This window comes from Streptomyces sp. NPDC059169 (assembly GCF_042755225.1).
Lineage (GTDB): Bacteria > Actinomycetota > Actinomycetes > Streptomycetales > Streptomycetaceae > Streptomyces.
Genome location: NZ_JBHZCF010000001.1, coordinates 751,511 through 769,315, shown reverse-complemented (window position 1 = coordinate 769,315; position 17,805 = coordinate 751,511). Strand labels below are relative to the sequence as shown.

Genomic DNA, 17,805 nt, shown 5'->3' with positions numbered 1-17,805 from the left:
GATGTCCTTCCCCCTGCTGACGGCGACGGCGGCGCTCCCGGCGATCGGTGCGATCGCCACCGCCGCGGTCCCGGCCGCCCGCCGGACCGCCGCCAAGTGGCTCGCGCTGCTGGTGTCGCTGGGCACCCTCGCACTGGCGGCGGTCATCGCCGTACGGTTCGTGCCCGGCGACGCCCGCTACCAACTCACGGAGTCCCACGCGTGGATCGCGGACTTCGGGGTGCGCTACGAGCTCGGCGTGGACGGGATCGGGGTGGCGCTGATCGCGCTCACCGCCGTGCTCATCCCGTTCGTGATCCTGGCCGGCTGGCACGACGCCGACCCTTCCCCCGGCTCCGACGGGGAGGTCCCCGCGGAGACCAAGACCTACCGGTGGCGGCCGACCCAGGGTTTCTTCGCCCTGATCCTCTCCGTCGAGGCGATGGTGATCCTCTCGTTCGAGGCCACCGACGTCTTCCTCTTCTACATCCTCTTCGAAGCCATGCTGATCCCGATGTACTTCCTCATCGGCGGTTTCGGGGACCGTGCCCACGCGGGTTCCGAGGAGAACGCGGCAGCCCAACGCAGCTACGCCGCGGTGAAGTTCCTCCTCTACAACCTGGTCGGCGGGCTGATCATGCTGGCCGCGGTCATCGGCCTGTACGTCGTGGCCGGGAACTTCTCCCTGACGGAGATCATCCAGGCCCGGGCCGCGGGGACGCTGGAGATGTCGTCCACCACCGAGCGGCTGCTCTTCCTCGGTTTCTTCTTCGCCTTCGCGGTGAAGGCGCCGCTGTGGCCCCTGCACACCTGGCTGCCCAACGCCATGGGTGAGGCGACCGCTCCGGTCGCCGTGCTGATCACCGCTGTGGTCGACAAGGTCGGTACGTTCGCGATGCTGCGCTTCTGCCTCGGACTGTTCCCCGAGGCGTCGGAGTGGGCGACGCCGGTCATCCTCGTCCTCGCGCTGGTCAGTATCGTGTACGGCGCGCTGCTCGCAGTCGGCCAGCGCGACATCAAACGCCTGGTCGCCTACGCGTCGATCTCCCACTTCGGCTTCATCATCATGGGCATCTTCGCGATGACCAGTCAGGGCCAGTCGGGTGCGACGCTCTACATGGTCAACCACGGGATCTCGACGGCCGCGCTGATGCTGGTTGCCGGATTCCTGATCTCGCGGCGCGGATCCCGACTGATCGCCGACTACGGTGGCGTGCAGAAGGTCGCCCCCGTCCTCGCCGGTACCTTTCTCATCGGCGCTCTGGCGACCCTGTCGCTACCGGGGCTCGCACCGTTCGTGAGTGAATTCCTGGTCCTGGTCGGCACCTTCGCCCGTTACCCGGTCGTCGGGATCATTGCGACCTTCGGCATCGTGCTCGCCGCGCTCTACACCCTCGTCCTCTACCAGCGGACGATGACCGGCCCGGTGAAGGAGCCGGTGCGGACCCTGCCGGACCTGCGACTGCGTGAGCTGGTGGTGGTCACCCCGCTGATCGCGCTGCTGATCTTCCTCGGGGTCTACCCCAAGCCGCTGACGGACGTCGTCAACCCGGCCGTGGAGCACACCATGTCCGACGTACAGCAGAAGGACCCCCAGCCCGAGGTGGAGGCGGCCAAGTGAGCACACCAGCTGTCCACAGCCTGTGGACGACGGCGGCCGAACCGCTCGCCAGGATCCCGGCCCCGCACATCGAGTACGCACAACTCGCTCCCTCGCTGATCGTGCTCGGCGCGGCACTCGTGGGTGTCCTCGTCGAGGCCTTCGTCCCGCGCAGCAGTCGCTACTACGCGCAGGTCTTCACTTCGGTGGTCGCGCTGGCCGCCTCGTTCGCCGCGGTGGTCGCCCTCGCCGCCGGCGGCTACGGCACGACCAAGGCCCACATCGCGGCGATGGGAGCCGTCGCCGTCGACGGTCCGGCGCTCTTCCTCCAGGGCACCGTCCTGTTGGCCTCGCTGGTCGCCGTCTTCACCTTCGCGGAGCGGCGGCTCGACCCGGTGGCGCACGGGAACCGCGTCGACTCGTTCGCCGCACAGGCGGCGTCCGTGCCGGGGAGCGACGGCGAAAAGGCAGCAGTCAAGGCGGGGTTCACCACCACCGAGGTGTTCCCCCTGGCCCTCTTCGCCATCTCCGGGATGCTCCTCTTCCCCGCCGCCAACGACCTGTTGACCCTGTTCATCGCCCTCGAAGTCCTCTCCCTGCCCCTCTACCTCCTGTGCGCCCTGGCCCGCCGCAAGCGGCTCATGTCCCAGGAAGCCGCGGTGAAGTACTTCCTGCTCGGCGCGTTCTCGTCCGCGTTCCTGCTCTTCGGGATCGCCCTGCTGTACGGGTACGCGGGTTCCCTGTCCTACGCGAGGATCGCCGGCGTCGTCGACGGGTCCGTCCAGACCATCGACCCGGCGCTGGCGGGCACGATGGGCAACGACGCGCTGCTGCTGGTCGGCGCGGCCTTGATCCTGGTCGGTCTGTTGTTCAAGGTCGGCGCCGTGCCGTTCCACATGTGGACGCCGGATGTCTACCAGGGCGCACCGACCCCGGTCACCGGTTTCATGGCGGCGGCCACGAAGGTCGCGGCCTTCGGCGCGTTGCTCCGGCTGCTGTACGTGGTGCTTCCGGGGCTCCGCTGGGACTGGCGACCGGTGATGTGGGCCGTCGCGATCATCACCATGCTGGGCGGCGCGATCGTCGCGATCACCCAGACCGACATCAAGCGCCTGCTGGCGTACTCGTCGATCGCGCACGCGGGGTTCATCCTCGCCGGTGTCATCGCGGTCACCCCCGACGGCGTCTCCTCCGTGCTCTTCTACCTGGGCGCGTACTCCTTCGTCACGATCGGTGCGTTCGCGGTGGTGACCCTGGTCCGGGACGCGGGCGGAGAGGCCACGCACCTGTCCAAGTGGGCCGGGCTGGGCCGGCGTTCGCCCTTGGTCGCCGCGGTCTTCGCCGTCTTCCTGCTGGCCTTCGCCGGAATCCCGCTGACGTCCGGCTTCTCCGGGAAGTTCGCCGTCTTCAAGGCGGCGGCGGAGAGCGGCGCCGGCGCGTTGGTCGTGATCGGTGTGATCTCCTCGGCGATCGCCGCGTTCTTCTACATCCGGGTCATCGTGCTGATGTTCTTCAGCGAGCCGAAGCCCGAGGGGCCGACGGTCGCCGTGCCGTCCGCGTTCACGATGACGACGATCGCCGTCGGCGTCGCGGTCACCGTGGTGCTCGGTGTCGCCCCCCAGTACTTCCTGGATCTGGCGGGACAGGCGAGCACGTTCGTCCGGTGATCGGCAGACCTCGTCGACCGGAAGGGCCCGGTACCCCGCAGGGGGTACCGGGCCCTTCCGGCTGCATGCCCGCAGCGTGACCCGCGGACGGGAAGGGGACCGCCGTGATCGACCCGTACCGGTGACCCGTGCGCACGATCTCCACGGGCCCCGGCGATGGCGCGGATACGGCCGAGGAACAGCCCGGCCGTACGGCGCACGACTCCGTTCCCTGGCGAGGACGAGCGGGCGGCGGACGAGGCGTTCAGAGCCCGGCGGGCGCCCGGGGCAACCCATGATCAAGGTCCAACGTCTACCAGGACGCCGGGCCCCACGTCGACGGACCGTGACGTCGACCGGGCCTCGGCGCCGACCCGACCTGGACGTTGATACGGGGGACAGCGTGAACGCACCGGTGGCACCGCACGAGCCACGCACGTCGAGCACCGCCGACACCTGGCCGGCGGTCCTGATCCTGCCGGCCCTGCTGCTCCTGCGCTTCCTGGGAGAACAGTCGTGGGCCTACTGGGCGGCGGCGGCCATCGGCACCCTGGGGCTGATCGGTGCCGCAGTTGAGATCACCGGAGCGGTCCGGCACCTGGTGAACAGGCGACGCCGCCCGTGGGTGGCGGTATGGGTCCTGTTCGTCACCGTGTGCGCAGCGCTCGCCCTGGTGCTCAGGCTGATCGAGCTGGGGTGACACTCCGGGCCGCACGGGTCCGCACGCCGACGTTCGACACGTCCGCGGCGGGCGTGGCCCGGCCCACCGGATCGGAGTCGGTCGCGTACGGCCGGAGCCCTTTCGCGACCGAGCCGGCATTCGGCGGGCACGCACCGGACCAGCCGACGCGTGCCCGCCCCTGCGGTGCCGCAGCGGTGTCGCGCAGCTTCCCGTCCCGGACCGTGCGCCTTCGACCTGCGCTCCTGCCGGGGGAACGGGAAGGTCCGCCACTACGGGGCGGCCGGGACCACCCGCCCCGTGACCTCGCCCAGACCGACCCGCACGCCGTCCGGTCCGGGGGCCCAGGCCGTCATCGTGACCTCGTCGCCGTCCTCCAGGAACGTCCTCTTGCCGTAGGACAGCTCCAACGGGTCCCGGCCGTTCCAGGTCAGCTCCAGGAGCGAGCCGCGCTGGGGGACCTCCGGGCCGCTGACGGTGCCCGAGCCGAAGAGATCGCCGGTGCGCAGGGACGCACCGTTGACGGTCATGTGCGCGAGCTGCTGCGCGGCCGTCCAGTACATCGTCGCGAACGGGGGTTCGCTGACGACGTGTCCGTTGATCGCGACCGAGATGCGTACGTCGAGGCCGCCGGGCTCGTCCTCGTCCGCGTCGTCCAGGTAGGGGAGCAGCGGCAGGTCCCGGGCGGGTGGGGCGACGCGGGCCGCGTCGAGGGCCTCCAACGGGGTGACCCAGGCCGAGACGGACGTGGCGAACGACTTGCCGAGGAACGGGCCGAGCGGCACGTACTCCCAGGCCTGGATGTCGCGCGCGGACCAGTCGTTGAGGAGCTGCAGTCCGAAGACGTGGTCGCGGAACGCGGTCAGCGGCACGGACTGGCCCAGCCGGGAGGGGGTGCCGACGACGAAGCCGACCTCGGCTTCGATGTCGAGCTTGACGGAGGGCCCGAAGACCGGCGCTGGGTCGGAGGGCGTCTTGCGCTGGCCCGAGGGCCGCACGACGTCGGTGCCGGAGACGACGACCGTGCCGGAGCGCCCGTGGTAACCGATCGGCAGGTGCTTCCAGTTGGGGGTCAGCGGGTCGCCGTCGGGCCGGAAGATGTGCCCGACGTTGGTGGCGTGGTGCTCGCTCGCGTAGAAGTCGACGTAGTCGGCGACGTCGTACGGCAGGTGCAGGGTGACGGAGCCGAGCCCGTGGAGCAGCGGCTCGATGTCCCGGCGGTGGGCGGGGACGGTCACCCAGGCGGTGAGGGCGCGGCGCACGTCCCGCCAGGCGGTGCGGCCGGCTGCCAGCAGCGGGTTGAGGCTCGGCTGTGCGAGCAGCGCGGCGTACGGGGACCCGAGGGTGTGGGCTGCTGCTCCGGCGTCGAGCACGTACTCACCGATCCGGACGCCGAGCCGCCGCCGGTCGGGGTCGTCCGCGGTGCTGAAGACGCCGTACGGGAGGTTGTGCGGGCCGAAGGGGTCCCCCTCGGCGAGATCGAGCGGGCTCTGCTCGGGCATCGGTGCTTGCCTCGCTTTCCACGTGTGTGGGGGACACGTTACGTGGGGCGGGGGCGGGTAGGGCAGTGCCTCCCTGGCGAGGACTCTCCTCGCCCCGGCGACGGACGGCGCCGGGGCGGTGGGGTGCGGGACGCGCCGGGTTCGGCGCGGGTGCCCTCGACCCCTTGGGCAGCTGTTCCGCTGCCCCGCGGTGGACGGCGTGCCGCTGGGCGGTGCAGGCCTTGCTCCGAGCGGACGGGCCCTTCGTTCTCGACCCGGTGCGCTCGGTGTGCTCGGCGTGCGCGCTCCGTCGACGGACTCGGGGACGCGAACGGACGTTCATCCCGCTGGACGTTCGATCCGCTGCTCCCAGGTGCGGTGGAACACCACCTCGGCACCGTCGCGGCACACCAGTTCGTCCGAGGTGAGGAAGTGGCCCGCGTCGCAGGTGACGTCGGATCGGGCGTCGATCGTCACGTCCCAGGCCACTTCAGGACGGTGGAGACGGATCGACCGGTCCGAGCGGGCGCACGCGGACAGCGGGTGCCCGTCCCGGATCGTGTACGTCTCCAGAGCCGCCTCGGTGACTTCGAGGCCGTCGGGGTGGACGTGGACGGTGCCCTCGCGGTGGCCGGTCTCCAGCCGTCGTTCGCCCTTGGCGACGTCCCGGACGACCAGCCGTCCGGGGCTCGGCGGGTCCAGGGGCACGGGGGTGACCACGTCGAGGGGCTCCGCGTGCTCCGCCTCCTCGAAGGCGACCGCGTCGGTGGTCGGGGCGCGGGCGGGGAGTTCGAGGGAGGAGCCCTCGGGATCGAGCGTGAAGTCCGCGGGAGTCGCGTCCGGCCAGGTCCACGGCCAGTAGGCCGAGGAGACGGCCAGCCGGACCCGGTGGCCCGGCGGGAAGGCGTGGCCGATGGCGCTCATGTCGAAGGCGACGTCCTGGAAGGCACCGCGGGGCCGTTCGTCCGTGCGGCCGTTTTCCCGTCCTGTGCCGAGGTGCAGTGCGCCCCGGGTGACGAGGGTCGACGAGCCGTCGGGGGCCACGTCGCACAGGCGCGCGAACGCCTGGCCGCCGGCCGTGTCCCGGCGCACCCGCAGCCTCACGCGGGGGCGGCCGAGGATTTCCAGCCGCTGAGTGAGGACGAAGTCGAAGCTCGCCGAACCCGCGTCCTCATCGCGCTGGTCGGGAGGCAGGTCGCCGTCCTCCCCGCGCGGCACGAAACGGCCCGCGTCGAGCCCGGTGTGCGCGGGGGAGGCGACGACCAGCGGTGCGCCCTGCAGGGCGTACACCACGGGGGTGACGTGCGAGGAGGGCCAGGAGTCGTCGGCGACCCAGCGCCCGGGCAGTGTGTCGTAGCTCGTCGCCGGCGGGTGGGACTCGCTGATCCAGGAACGGAGCAGGGGCTCGGCCGGCACGCCCGTTCCGCCGCGGCCGGGGGCGGTGCCGCGCGCCCCGTCCGGGCTGGGGTCGTCCTCCTTCAGCCAGTGGTCCCACCAGCGCAGCGTCTCCTGCAAGAAGCCGATCGCCGGGCCGGGCGGCAGGCCGGAGTCCGGGTACTGGTGCGACCAGGGACCGATGATCCCCCGCACCCGCGCGGGGTCGAGGTGCTCGACCAGACGCAGGACCGTGTCCCGGTACGGGTCGTGCCAGCCGCCGACGGCGAGGACGGCCGCGCGGATCGCGCCGTACCCTTCCTCGGGCGGGCCGCCGCGTCCCCCGCCGGTTCCGGTCGGGTGCCCCAGCCGGGCGTGCTGGAGGGGCCGGAGGGCCTCCAGTCGCTCCAGCCACATGGCTCGCCAGTCGCTGCCGGCGAAGCGCGGGTCGGGCGGCTGTGCGGTGCGGGCGAGCAGGGCTGCCGCCAGGGAGTGGGCGGGGCCGCTCGGGAAGGCGTTGCCACGGGTCCCCTCGTCGGCGCAGACGGCCACGACGGCCTTCAGTGGCTCCGGGGCGCGCGCGGCGACCCTCAGGGCGTTGCAGCCGCCCCAGCCGATCCCGAACATCCCGACGGAACCACTGCACCACGGCTGCGCGGCGAGCCAGGCGACCACCTCACTCCCGTCGGTGATCTCGCTGATCCCGACCGTCCCGGTGGTTCCGGAGTCCGCGAACGGGTCACCCGGCAGCCCCTCGCTGTTGCCGTGGCCCCGGGCGTCCACCCGTACGGAGGCGTAGCCGTGCCCCGCGTACCACGGGTGGCGCTGCCGGTCACGGGCGGCGGTGCCGTCGGTGAGCCGGTGCGGGAGGTATTCGAGCAGGGCCGGCACGGGGGCGTCGGTGATGGGCCGCCAGAGGCGGGCGTGCAGCCGCGTCCCGTCGGCCAGGGGGATCCTGAGGTCCTCGTGGCGGATCTCGTACGGGTACGCGGTGCGAATCCTCACGGCGGGTCCCCTGGCACACGGCGGGGGGAGGACGCCTCCTGGCGCGCTCGCCCGGACGGCTCCGCGCCGCTCCCGTGGGTCGTGCCGTACGCGGAGGGGCCGCACGCCCCGCTGGGCGAGCCGCGGTCCTCGCCGACCGGGGGCAGGGCTCCCCGTTCTCCGAGCTCGATCGTAGGTACCGGCAAATGCCTCACTCCCGGTGCTTTTATCTGATCACGAACATACCGGTGGTGGCGGGAAGGCGCCCATGGTGATCGAAAGGCGACCGGATACGCTGACTTGAGTGAAGGCAGCGACACATCGACAATCCGTGTGATCGTCAGCAGACAGGAGTACCCCTCGTGACCGTCGTCGGGCCGTTCGGGCTGAGCGTGCGGGACCAGGCTCTTGAGGCCGATGTCCAGACCGGATTGGCGGCTGTCGAGGCGGGACTGCTCGATGCCACCAAGAGCGAGGTGCCCTTCATCACGGAGGCCGCGCAGCATCTCGTGCGGGCCGGGGGAAAGCGCTTCCGGCCGCTGCTGGTGATGCTGGCGGCGCAGTTCGGTGACCCCTATGCGCCCGGTATCGTGCCGTCGGCCGTCGTCGTCGAGCTGACGCACCTGGCCACGCTGTACCACGACGACGTGATGGACGAGGCGGACGTGCGCCGCGGGGTGGCCAGCGCCAATGCCCGCTGGGGCAACTCCCTAGCGGTACTGACCGGCGACTTCCTCTTCGCCCGCGCCTCCCACATCCTCGCCGACCTGGGCCCCGAAGCGGTGCGGATCCAGGCCCAGGCGTTCGAGCGCCTGGTGACCGGCCAGATCCTGGAGACGGCGGGCCCCCGTGACGGGCGCGACCCGGTCGAGCACTACCTCGACGTCCTCGGCGGGAAGACGGGCTCCCTGGTCGCCGTCTCCTGCCGCTTCGGCGCGATGATGTCCGGAGCCGACGAGAACGTCACCGACATCCTCACCCAGTACGGGGAGCGGCTCGGCGTGGCGTTCCAGCTCGCCGACGACGTCCTCGACATCGCCTCCGACTCGCACGAGTCGGGCAAGACCCCGGGCACGGACCTGCGCGAGGGCATTCCCACCATGCCGGTGCTCCGCCTGCGTGAGCAGGCCGCGGCGCACGGCGAGCCGGAGGACCTGGAGCTCGTGGAGTTGCTGTCCGGCGACCTGACGGACGACGCCCGGCACGCCGAGGCGCTGTCAAGACTGCGGGTCCACCCCGCCCTCGAGCGTGCCAGGCGGGACACGGTGCGGTACGCGGAGGAGGCGCGGACGCTGCTGTCCCCGCTGCCCGGGTGCTTCGCGAAGTCCGCGCTGGAGGAGCTGTGCGACGCGGTGGTGCACCGGGCGGGCTGACCGTCCCAGCTCCCTGACGGTCGCCCCGACGACGGGCGTCCCGCGGGCACCGTGCCGGTGCACCGCGTCACCCCGCACGGCGACGCGACGCGGCGCGACGTACACGGCCGTCCGCCGGGGCGGCGGCCGGGACGACCACCTGGAAGCCGCGGATGGTGCCCGGGGGAACGGGGGAACGGGGGTGCGGACGTGCCCCGGTCAGCCGGCTGATGCCCCGCCAGGTGAAGCCGGATCACCTCCGCGGTGGCCGACCCCTACTGGTCGGCCGAGAAGCGCGGGCCTCACGTCATACCGCAGCAGTAGGCGGAGTTGATCCCGCGGGCTGACGTTTCCACCGCGCCGATTTGGTCAGATGGAGGCAACCACTCCTCACCGGCGTTACCGATGCGGGTGAGAATGGCGGCGCGGGGTGGACTCGTGACTGGACGGACGACGCCGCCGACCACGGAGGTAGGGCACACCATGGCACCGAACGACGACGCACGCACCACCGACGAGGCCGGCGCCCCCGGCCGCCGCAAGGCGGCGCGCTATGCCGTCCCGGTAGCAGTGGCGGGAGTTGCGGCGGCGACGATCGGGCTCGTCCCGGCGCTCGCCGCGTCCGGCGACCCCGATCTGCCGCAGATCACGGCACAGGAACTCGTCGAGAAGATCGCCAAGTCGGACGCGCAGCAGCTGTCCGGCTCGGTGAAGATCAGCACGGACCTGGGGATCCCGTCGGTCGGCGGCCTGGCGGGCGGCCTGGCGGGCGGCCTCGCCCCGGAGGGCGGGAAGGACGGCGGCCCGTCCGCGTCTCCCGACGCCAGGCTGCTGGAGCTGGCGTCCGGCACGCACACCCTGCGGGTTGCCGCCGACGGCCCGGACAAGCAGCGACTGTCGATCCTGGAGGACGCGGCGGAATACAGCCTCATCCACAACGGGGACGACGTCTGGGCGTACGACAGCGCGGCGAACGAGGTCGTGCACAGCAAGGACGAGAGCCGCGGCGGCGAGCACCGGAAATCGCCGGAGGACCTGCCCAGCACGCCCAAGGACCTCGCCGACGAGGCGTTGAAGGCCGTGGACGACACCACGTCGGTGACCGTCGACGGCACGGCCCGCATCGCCGGCCGTGACGCGTACCAACTGCTCATCAAGCCCAAGCAGAGCGGTTCGACCATCGGTTCCATCAGGATCGCGGTGGACGCGGAGAACGGTGTGCCACTGAAGTTCACGCTCCTCCCGAGCAGCGGGGGCAAGGCGGCCGTCGACGCGGGCTTCACGAAGGTCGACTTCACCAAGCCGGCCGCGTCGACGTTCGACTTCAGCCCGCCGAAGGGCGCGAAGGTCACCGAGTCCGACGAGTTGAACAGCCGGGAGAAGGGCGTCCCGAAGCCGCTGAAGGGCCTGGAGCGCCCCAACGGTCCTCAGGGGCAGAAGGGTTCCGGTGGCCCGCTGGGCGCGGAGGCCTTCAAGGGGCTGGACGTCATCGGCAAGGGCTGGACCACCATCGCCCGACTCGACGTCCCGGGCGGCAAGGCCCCGGCCGCCGGATCCTCCGGTGACGTGCCGCCCGACGCCCAGAAGTTCCTGGACGCGCTCGGCGACCGGGTCAAGGGGGACTTCGGCGGCGGAACAGTCTTCAAGACCCGGTTGGTCAACGCCCTGATGACGGACGACGGCAGGGTGTATGTCGGTGCGGTCACCCCGGACGCCCTGGTCAAGGCGGCGAACGCGGCGAAGTGACCCCTGCGGGGCGGTCGTCGGGTGCGGGACGCTCCGCAGGGGCGCCCCGCACCCCGCGGTGCGTGGCCGTCCGGCAGGATGGAGCGGACGACAGGGGGAACCATGACCGGATCCGTCATCGAGACGCGCGGGCTCACCAAGCGGTACCGCGGCGGACACCTGGCCGTCGACCGACTCGATCTGGAAGTACCCGCCGGGAGCGTCTTCGGCTTCCTCGGGCCCAACGGGTCGGGGAAGACCACCACGATCCGGATGCTGATGGGGCTCATCGAGCCCACCTCGGGCACCGCGACCGTCCTCGGTGGTGCCATGCCGCGTGCGGCCCGCGCCGTCCTGCCGCGGGTGGGTGCGCTCATCGAGGGGCCGGCCCCCTACGGCCACTTGAGCGGCCGGGACAATCTCCTGCGGTACGACTCCGCCGATCCCGCCGCGGACCCGCGTACCCGCCGCGCGCGGGTCACCGCCGCGCTCGACCGCGTCGGGCTGGCCGCTGCCGCCTCCCGCAAGACGAAGGCGTACTCCCTGGGCATGAAGCAGCGGCTCGGGCTGGCGGTGGCACTGCTCCAGCCGCGCAGCCTGCTCGTGCTGGACGAGCCGACGAACGGCCTCGACCCGCAAGGCATGCGCGAGATCCGCGCGTTGATCAGGGAGCTCGCGGCGGACGGCACCACCGTCTTCCTCTCGTCGCACCTCCTCGACGAGATCGAGCAGGTCTGCACCCATGCCGCCGTGATGAACCGCGGCGCCCTCATCGCCCAGGGGCCGGTGGCCGAACTGGCCGCCCGCTCCCGTGGGCGTCTCGCCGTCACCACCCCCGATACGGCCGAAGCCGTCCGCGTGCTCGAGGAGCGCGGGGCCGTCGACGTCTGTGCCACGGGCGACCTGGTGACCGCGGAACCACTCGCCACCGACCCGGCGGACGTCAACGCCGCCCTCGTGCGTGCCGGAGTCCGGGTGCGAGCCTTCGGGTTGGAACGTGCGTCCCTGGAGGACGCGTTCGTCGCGCTGACCGGGGAGGGCTTCGATGTCGCAGGCTGACACGGGGGAGTCGGCCCCGCCACGCGGGCAGGTCGTTCAGCCCGCGTCCGACGGGCAGTCACCGGCCCGCACGCGGGCGCCCCGCCTCGTGTGGTCCCTCGGGCTCTTCCGTTCCGAGCTGCTGACGACCTTCCGCCGCTGGCGCACCCTCGCCCTGCTCGCCGTGCTCGCGGCCGTGCCCGTCCTCATCGGTGTCGCCGTCAGGATCGAGACGGGGGACGGCGATCCGGCCGGCGACGGCAGGGGTCCCGCCTTCTTCACCCAGATCACCAACAACGGACTCTTCCTGGTCTTCGCCGCCCTGGCCGCAACCCTCCCGGTATTCCTCCCGATGGCGGTCGGGGTCGTTGCGGGCGACGCAGTCGCCGGGGAGGCGAGCAGCGGCACCCTGCGCTACCTGCTCGTCGCACCGGCCGGCAGGACCCGTCTGCTGCTTGCCAAGTACGTTGCGACGCTGGCCTTCTGCCTGGCCGCGACTCTCGCCGTGGCCGTTTCGGCGCTGGTCGCCGGTGCCCTGTTGTTCCCGCTCGGTGACGTCACCACGATCTCCGGGACCCGGATCACCTTCACGGAGGGGCTGCTGCGCGCGCTACTGGTCGCGCTGCTCGTCGCCCTGTCGCTCGCCGGGGTCGCGGCGCTCGGCCTGTTCGTCTCGGTACTCACCAACAGCGGGATCGCGGCGATGGCGACGACCATGGGACTGGTGGTCACCGCCCAGATCCTGGGCGCGATCCCACAGCTCGCCGGCCTCCACCCGTATCTCTTCCCGCACTACTGGCTGTCGTTCGCGGACGTCCTGCGGGAGCCCGCGTACCTCGACGACGTGCTGCGGAACCTCGGCCTGCAAGGCGTGTACGTGGCGGTCTTCGGCTCGGCCGCCTGGGCGCGGTTCACGTCGAAGGACATCACGGCCTGAGTGCTGCCCGGGCCCACCGGACGCGTCGCCACACCCTCACCAGCCGCCTGCGGAGAGGGTGGACCGCGACGTCGCCCCGGCAGGACGGCACCCCACCGAGCCGCGAACAAGGTCTCCGCCGCGACGGAGTCCTGGCGGGTGTCGCCCGGGTGCCGCCAGCGTTGGAGTGCCCGCGGGAAGCCGCTCGGCGGCGAGCCCGGCCGGCGCCGTCGTGTTGCGTCCGGGTGGCTGCTGCCCCACAGGAAGAGGAACCACCCGGACGTGTCGGCGTACCCTCCGGAACGAACTACATGCGCATGCATACATTGCATGCGCATGTAGTCTGTGTGGGAGGTGGGGTGGTGCGGGGATCAGAAGGTGAGGCGCCAGCTGTCGATGTAACCGGTGTCCCAGGCAGCCACGTCCTGGACCTTCAGCTTCCAGGCGCCGTTCGCGACCTCGCTCGACGCGTTCACGGTGTACGTCTCGATCACGTTGTCCGCCGAGTCGCTGCCGCTGGCGTTCTTCAGGCGGTACGCCGTGCCGTCCGGTGCGATCAGATCGATGACCAGGTCGCCCCGCCACGTGTGCTTGATGTCCACGCCCACCTTGAGGGTCGCCGGCGCGTTGCCCGTGCGGCCGGAGACCGTCACCGAGGACGTCACCGCTGCGCCGTTGTCCGGGATGGAGACGTCCGCGGTGTTCTCGTAGACGTCGCCGGGAGGCACGGTCGTCCCGGCGGACAGGGTCCAGATCGCGTGGGCGACCGCGTCGCTGTTGCGATCGAGGGCGGTGTCGTTGATGTTCGCCGTCGTGTCGCAGGACGAGTGGTAGCAGTGGTCGAAGGCCTGCCCGGCCGTGCCGCCCCACTTCTGTGCCTGCGCGGACGTCTTGGTGTAGTCGGCGCCCGTGAACAGGCCGCCCACCGGGACACCGGCGTTCTTGAACGGGGCGTGGTCCGAGCGGCCGTCCCCCTCGGTCTCGATCTCCGTCGGGATGCCCAGCCCGGCGAAGTAGTCCTTGAAGGTCTTCTCGATCGTGGGGTCGTCGTCGTAGACGAAGTAGCCCGGGTTCGGAGATCCGATCATGTCGAAGTTCAGATAGCCGGAGATCTTCGAACGCTCGGCCGACGGGAGGTTGTTGACGTAGTAGCGTGAGCCGACGAGCCCCAGCTCCTCGGCGCCCCACCAGGCGAACCGCAGGTGCTTGTCGGGCTTGAACTGGGCGCGGGACACCGCGAGGGCGGTCTCCAGCACGGCTGCCGAGCCCGACCCGTTGTCGTTGATCCCCGGCCCCCGGGAGACCGAGTCGAGGTGCGAACCGGCCATCAGCACCTGGCCGGCGTCACCACCCGGCCAGTCGGCTATCAGGTTGTAGCCGGTGGCGCCCGACGAGGTGAACTGCTGGACGCTGGTGGTGAACCCCGCCGCGTCGAGCTTGGCCTTGACGTAGTCGAGCGATGCCTTGTAACCGGTGCGTCCGTGAGCCCGGTTGCCGCCGTTGGCGGTGGCGATGGACTGGAGCTCGGAGAGGTGCGCCTTGACGTTCGCCAGGGGGATGTCCGGCGCGGCCAACGCCGTGGCGCGGGCCACGGTGTGCGCAGCGGTGCTGGGTGCGGCGGCGGCAGGGACGGCCGCAGCGAGTAAGCCGGCGACGGCGAGGGCGGCAGCCGCGGCGGTGCGTCTGTGAACGGAGTCGTTCATGTGGGGGCTCCGGATTCCGTACGGGGATGGGACGGAACGTGCGGGACCCTCCGCGACGGCGGAGTCACGGAGGCTGGAGCTGTGCGGGTGCGGTGCGTGTGCTGAATGGTCAGCGAGAGGCTGACTGACCGTCAAGGGCGGGAACCGGTCAGTCGGGTTCGCTCAGCGGACGGCGTGCCGCGACGGGCGTCGCGCGACGTCCACGCCGCGTGTCGTGCCCCCCTGCAGGTCGCGTGCGTACCGGTGGAGGTGGCTCCGCCGGGCCGTCGACCGGTAGGGGGAGAAGAAGGTGGCCAACTCCGGCAGTGTTTGCCGCAGACCGATGCCCTGGTGTGCTGCTGCACCCAGAACGCGCTGCTTCCGGGACCTGTGTCACGCACCACCGGCCTGAGGGCTCGTCCACCCGGCGGACCACGGTCGCGCCCTACGTTCCAGCCGTGCGACCTCCGCGTCGCGCCTGCCCCTGCGGTGTGCAGGTCCATGTGGATACGGGTCTTGGCCGGCTTCGCCTCGGTCACCTGCTGGAACGGCACACGCCTCCCGAGCCCCTTGCCCGTCTCCTCCTCGTGCGGGTCGTCCGGATGGCGGACGGCGGCCAGATCCCGCCACACCCGGCGGGCCGTGCCGCTCGGTGGGCGCTTCGCGCGGTGTCGCGCCGCGTCCAGCGGGCGCTCGATGAAGCACCGTTGTCCCCGGGCGGACAGCCGAGTGCCTCCGCCAAGAAGTCGGCCCGGGTCAGCGGGCCGGTCCCCGGGCGTCGCCGCCGGTGCGCCGTGGAGCGCTGCGGCAACCGGCACAAGGTCCTGACGCACCGCCCGCGGCAGGAAGAGGGGTGCGGATGGCGCCCACGGGACCGTCGGGGACCCGATGCCGGATCAGCATGACCAGGCACGACGCCCGCGCTGTCCCTCGGCCGATCGGGACGTCCGTTCGAGTGACGGGAGCCTCGCCCCGAGTCCCGGTGCCAGCAGCGGTGCAAGCTGCGCAGGACCGATCCCGAGGGGTGGCGTCCCCCGGCGCGGGAGGGACCCGCACGCGTCGGTCCGGCGACCCGCCCCGGACCCCCGCGGCCGTACGAGCGGGGGCGGCGGTGCCCGGCTCCGGGAGAAGGTACTCGAACGGTGCGCCGCCTCCGCCGGGAGCACCCCGCCAGAGGCGGTGAGCACGAACGGCGGCGCGCTCACCGTCGTCGGTGCCAGCCGTCGCCACAACCGTCGGCACGGGACCGGGCGTCCTACGAACGTCGCGGGGGTGGAGCGCGGACGCCGTCGTCAGACGTGTTCCGCAGTCTCCTTGCGCGGCGCGACCTCCTGGAGGCCGGCTGCCCGGGCTTCGCGGACCAGGCGCCGGGCCTCCGCCTTGTTGCGCCGGGCCGTGCGCAGGGCATCCCAGGTCAGGATGATCAGGGCGAGCCAGACCAGAGCGAAACCGGCCCATCGTTCCGCGGGCATGGCCTCGTGGAAGTAGACGACGCCCAGCAGGAACTGGAACACGGGAGCCAGGTACTGCAGGAGGCCCAGCGTCGACAGTGGCACCCGGATCGCCGCCGCGCCGAAGCAGACCAGGGGCACGGCGGTGACGACGCCGGTGGCGGCCAGCAGGGTGGCGTGCCCCGCCCCGTGGGCACCGAAGTCGGCCGCCCCCCGCGACCCCAGCCACAACAGGTAGGCGAGCGCGGGCAGGAACTGCACCGCGGTCTCCGCCGCCAGTGATTCGAGTCCGCCGATGTTGCTCTTCTTCTTGATCAGCCCGTAGGACGCGAACGAGAACGCGAGTACCAGCGAGATCCACGGCGGCCGGCCGTATCCGATCGCCAGCACCACCACCGCGGTGAGGCCCACGCCGACCGCAGTCCATTGCGCCGGTCGCAACCGCTCCTTCAGCAGCAGCACACCCATCGCGATGGTGACGAGCGGATTGATGAAGTAGCCGAGGGACGCCTCCACCACGTGGTCCGCGTTGACGGCCCAGATGTAGAGGCCCCAGTTGACGGTGATGACCCCCGCGGCGACCGACAGCAGGCCGAGCTTGCGCGGCTCGCGCAGCAACTCCCGTACCCATCCCCAACGCCTGAGCGCCAGGAGTGCGAGCGCGACCACGGCCAGTGACCACACCATGCGGTGGGCGAGGATCTCGAGTGCTCCGGCAGGCTTCAACAGCGGCCAGAAGAGGGGGACGAGGCCCCACATCCCGTAGGCACCGATTCCGTACAGCAGGCCCGCCCGCTGTTCGTTGTCCGCCTTCACTGGCCCCTCCCACCTTCGCCGCACCGTTCTGGACGAAGGTAACGCCGAGCGGGCCGGATGTCATGCCCGTTCCGCCATACGGTCATGACGCTGTGGTCAATGGCGGGCCAGGGCCCCCGCGACAGAGCCGGCGAGCGGTGTCGTCGGCCGTCTGATGAGCCGGGCCAGGGCACCGCCGGTGTGGGCGAGCAGCCCGCGCTCGACGGCGCGGTCCACGTCGACCAGGAGCGCGGCGCGGTCCTCCGGCACCCCCAACGCCGGTCAGGACCCGTCGGTGCGTCTCGCCGGGCACGTCGGAGTAGGTGACGTCCCGGCCGGACCGGCGGGCGATCTCGGCGGCGTACTCCGCGAACGACCAGGCGGTGTCGCCGCTGAGCTCGTACGCCCTGCCGAGGTGGCTCGCGCCTGTCAGCACCGCGGTCGCCGCGGCCGCGTAGTCGGTGCGGGCGGCCGAGGCCACCCGTCCGTCACCGGCGTTGGCGACCACCGCGCCGTGCTCCAGGACCGCGGCAAGACGGTCCGTGTGGTTCTCGGTGTACCAGCCGTTGCGGAGAAAGGTGTACGGCAGGCCGGAGTCGAGGATCGCCTGCTCGGTCGCCGTGTGCTCCTCGGCGAGCGCGAAGTCGGCCTTGGGGCCGCCCAGGATGCCGGTGTAGGCGAGCTGCGCGACGTCCGCCGCCTTCGCCGCCGTGATGACCGCCGTGTGCTGGGGCACCCCTCGGCCGATCTCGCTGCCGGACACCAGGAGGACCCGCTCACCCGCGCGGAACGCATCGCCGAGGGTTTCGGGTGCGTCGTAGTCGGCGACCCGCAGTGCGACGCCGCGCGCGGCGAGGCCGCCGGCCAGGTGTGGGCGCCGGCGCGGTGGACGGAACGGCGCGTCGGGGACGTGACACAGACGAGCGCAGCACATAACAGAGCACGGGCACCTTAAGGGGGAGCAGAACCAGAACGGGAGGGGGGGGAGGGAGGGGGAGGGGGGAGGGGGTTGGGGGGGTGAGGGGGGAGATCGCCGAGGGCGGCGGGGACGACCCGCGCGGGTGGGGAAAGGACAGGAGGAAGGCCATCTCCGCCCGCATTTC

At 71.8% G+C, this 17,805-nt stretch carries 11 protein-coding genes and 1 pseudogene; 7 read left to right on the top strand and 5 right to left on the bottom strand.

Annotation, left to right across the window (positions count from 1 at the left end):
- Window position 1: 1 nt before the first annotated feature.
- From ACFXOM_RS03440 to ACFXOM_RS03430, 3 genes are all read left to right on the top strand, one after another.
- Entirely contained in the window at window positions 2-1,600 is a 1,599-nt protein-coding gene (locus ACFXOM_RS03440; RefSeq protein WP_384935048.1) for an NADH-quinone oxidoreductase subunit M, read from the top strand.
- A complete protein-coding gene (gene nuoN / locus ACFXOM_RS03435; RefSeq protein ID WP_384935051.1) occupies window positions 1,597-3,246 on the top strand; it encodes an NADH-quinone oxidoreductase subunit NuoN in 1,650 nt (549 codons plus the stop codon). The genes ACFXOM_RS03440 and nuoN overlap by 4 nt, the downstream gene beginning before the upstream one ends.
- A 382-nt stretch (window positions 3,247-3,628) precedes the next feature.
- Window positions 3,629-3,925, top strand: coding sequence for a hypothetical protein (locus ACFXOM_RS03430; protein WP_384935054.1), 297 nt, complete (start codon window positions 3,629-3,631; stop codon window positions 3,923-3,925).
- Window positions 3,926-4,176: 251 nt separating this feature from the next.
- On the opposite strand, the gene fahA is transcribed toward ACFXOM_RS03430, so the two are convergent.
- Together fahA and ACFXOM_RS03420 are read right to left on the bottom strand one after the other, a co-directional pair.
- Window positions 4,177-5,406 (bottom strand): fumarylacetoacetase, encoded by a 1,230-nt coding sequence (gene fahA, locus ACFXOM_RS03425; protein ID WP_385036830.1) that lies wholly within the window; start codon window positions 5,404-5,406, stop codon window positions 4,177-4,179.
- A gap of 318 nt (window positions 5,407-5,724) precedes the next feature.
- Complete coding sequence (locus ACFXOM_RS03420) at window positions 5,725-7,764, bottom strand: CocE/NonD family hydrolase (RefSeq protein WP_384945890.1); 2,040 nt, start codon at window positions 7,762-7,764, stop codon at window positions 5,725-5,727.
- Between the two features lie 341 nt (window positions 7,765-8,105).
- Between ACFXOM_RS03420 and ACFXOM_RS03415 the strand changes: the two genes are divergently transcribed.
- The 4 genes from ACFXOM_RS03415 (at window position 8,106) to ACFXOM_RS03400 (ending at window position 12,795) form a co-directional block, all read left to right on the top strand.
- A complete protein-coding gene (locus ACFXOM_RS03415) occupies window positions 8,106-9,116 on the top strand; it encodes a polyprenyl synthetase family protein (protein WP_384935063.1) in 1,011 nt (336 codons plus the stop codon).
- Between the two features lie 462 nt (window positions 9,117-9,578).
- Window positions 9,579-10,841 (top strand): outer membrane lipoprotein carrier protein LolA, encoded by a 1,263-nt coding sequence (locus ACFXOM_RS03410; protein ID WP_384935065.1) that lies wholly within the window; start codon window positions 9,579-9,581, stop codon window positions 10,839-10,841.
- A gap of 102 nt (window positions 10,842-10,943) precedes the next feature.
- Window positions 10,944-11,879, top strand: a complete 936-nt coding sequence (locus ACFXOM_RS03405) for an ABC transporter ATP-binding protein (protein WP_384935067.1) — start codon at window positions 10,944-10,946, stop codon at window positions 11,877-11,879.
- Window positions 11,866-12,795 carry an ABC transporter permease gene (locus ACFXOM_RS03400; protein ID WP_385036828.1) on the top strand — a complete coding sequence of 310 codons (930 nt, stop codon included), beginning with the start codon at window positions 11,866-11,868 and terminating at the stop codon, window positions 12,793-12,795. Before ACFXOM_RS03405 ends, ACFXOM_RS03400 begins: the two co-directional genes overlap by 14 nt.
- Window positions 12,796-13,145: 350 nt before the next feature.
- On the opposite strand, the gene ACFXOM_RS03395 is transcribed toward ACFXOM_RS03400, so the two are convergent.
- From ACFXOM_RS03395 to ACFXOM_RS03385, 3 genes and pseudogenes are all read right to left on the bottom strand, one after another.
- Window positions 13,146-14,477, bottom strand: coding sequence for a M28 family metallopeptidase (locus tag ACFXOM_RS03395; RefSeq protein WP_384935072.1), 1,332 nt, complete (start codon window positions 14,475-14,477; stop codon window positions 13,146-13,148).
- Window positions 14,478-15,748: 1,271 nt separating this feature from the next.
- Window positions 15,749-16,723: an EamA family transporter RarD gene (rarD, locus tag ACFXOM_RS03390; RefSeq protein WP_384935401.1), complete on the bottom strand. Its 975-nt coding sequence runs from the start codon at window positions 16,721-16,723 to the stop codon at window positions 15,749-15,751.
- Window positions 16,724-16,819: 96 nt separating this feature from the next.
- Window positions 16,820-17,636: pseudogene (locus ACFXOM_RS03385) on the bottom strand (NAD(P)H-binding protein).
- Window positions 17,637-17,805 lie beyond the last annotated feature (169 nt).

Excerpts from the sequence above, each read along its gene's own strand:
- ACFXOM_RS03440 (WP_384935048.1), top strand. The coding sequence starts at position 2 with ATGTCCTTCCCCCTGCTGACGGCGACGGCGGCGCTCCCGGCGATCGGT.
- fahA (WP_385036830.1), bottom strand. The coding sequence starts at position 5,406 with ATGCCCGAGCAGAGCCCGCTCGATCTCGCCGAGGGGGACCCCTTCGGC.
- ACFXOM_RS03410 (WP_384935065.1), top strand. The coding sequence starts at position 9,579 with ATGGCACCGAACGACGACGCACGCACCACCGACGAGGCCGGCGCCCCC.
- ACFXOM_RS03405 (WP_384935067.1), top strand. The coding sequence starts at position 10,944 with ATGACCGGATCCGTCATCGAGACGCGCGGGCTCACCAAGCGGTACCGC.
- ACFXOM_RS03400 (WP_385036828.1), top strand. The coding sequence starts at position 11,866 with ATGTCGCAGGCTGACACGGGGGAGTCGGCCCCGCCACGCGGGCAGGTC.
- ACFXOM_RS03395 (WP_384935072.1), bottom strand. The coding sequence starts at position 14,477 with ATGAACGACTCCGTTCACAGACGCACCGCCGCGGCTGCCGCCCTCGCC.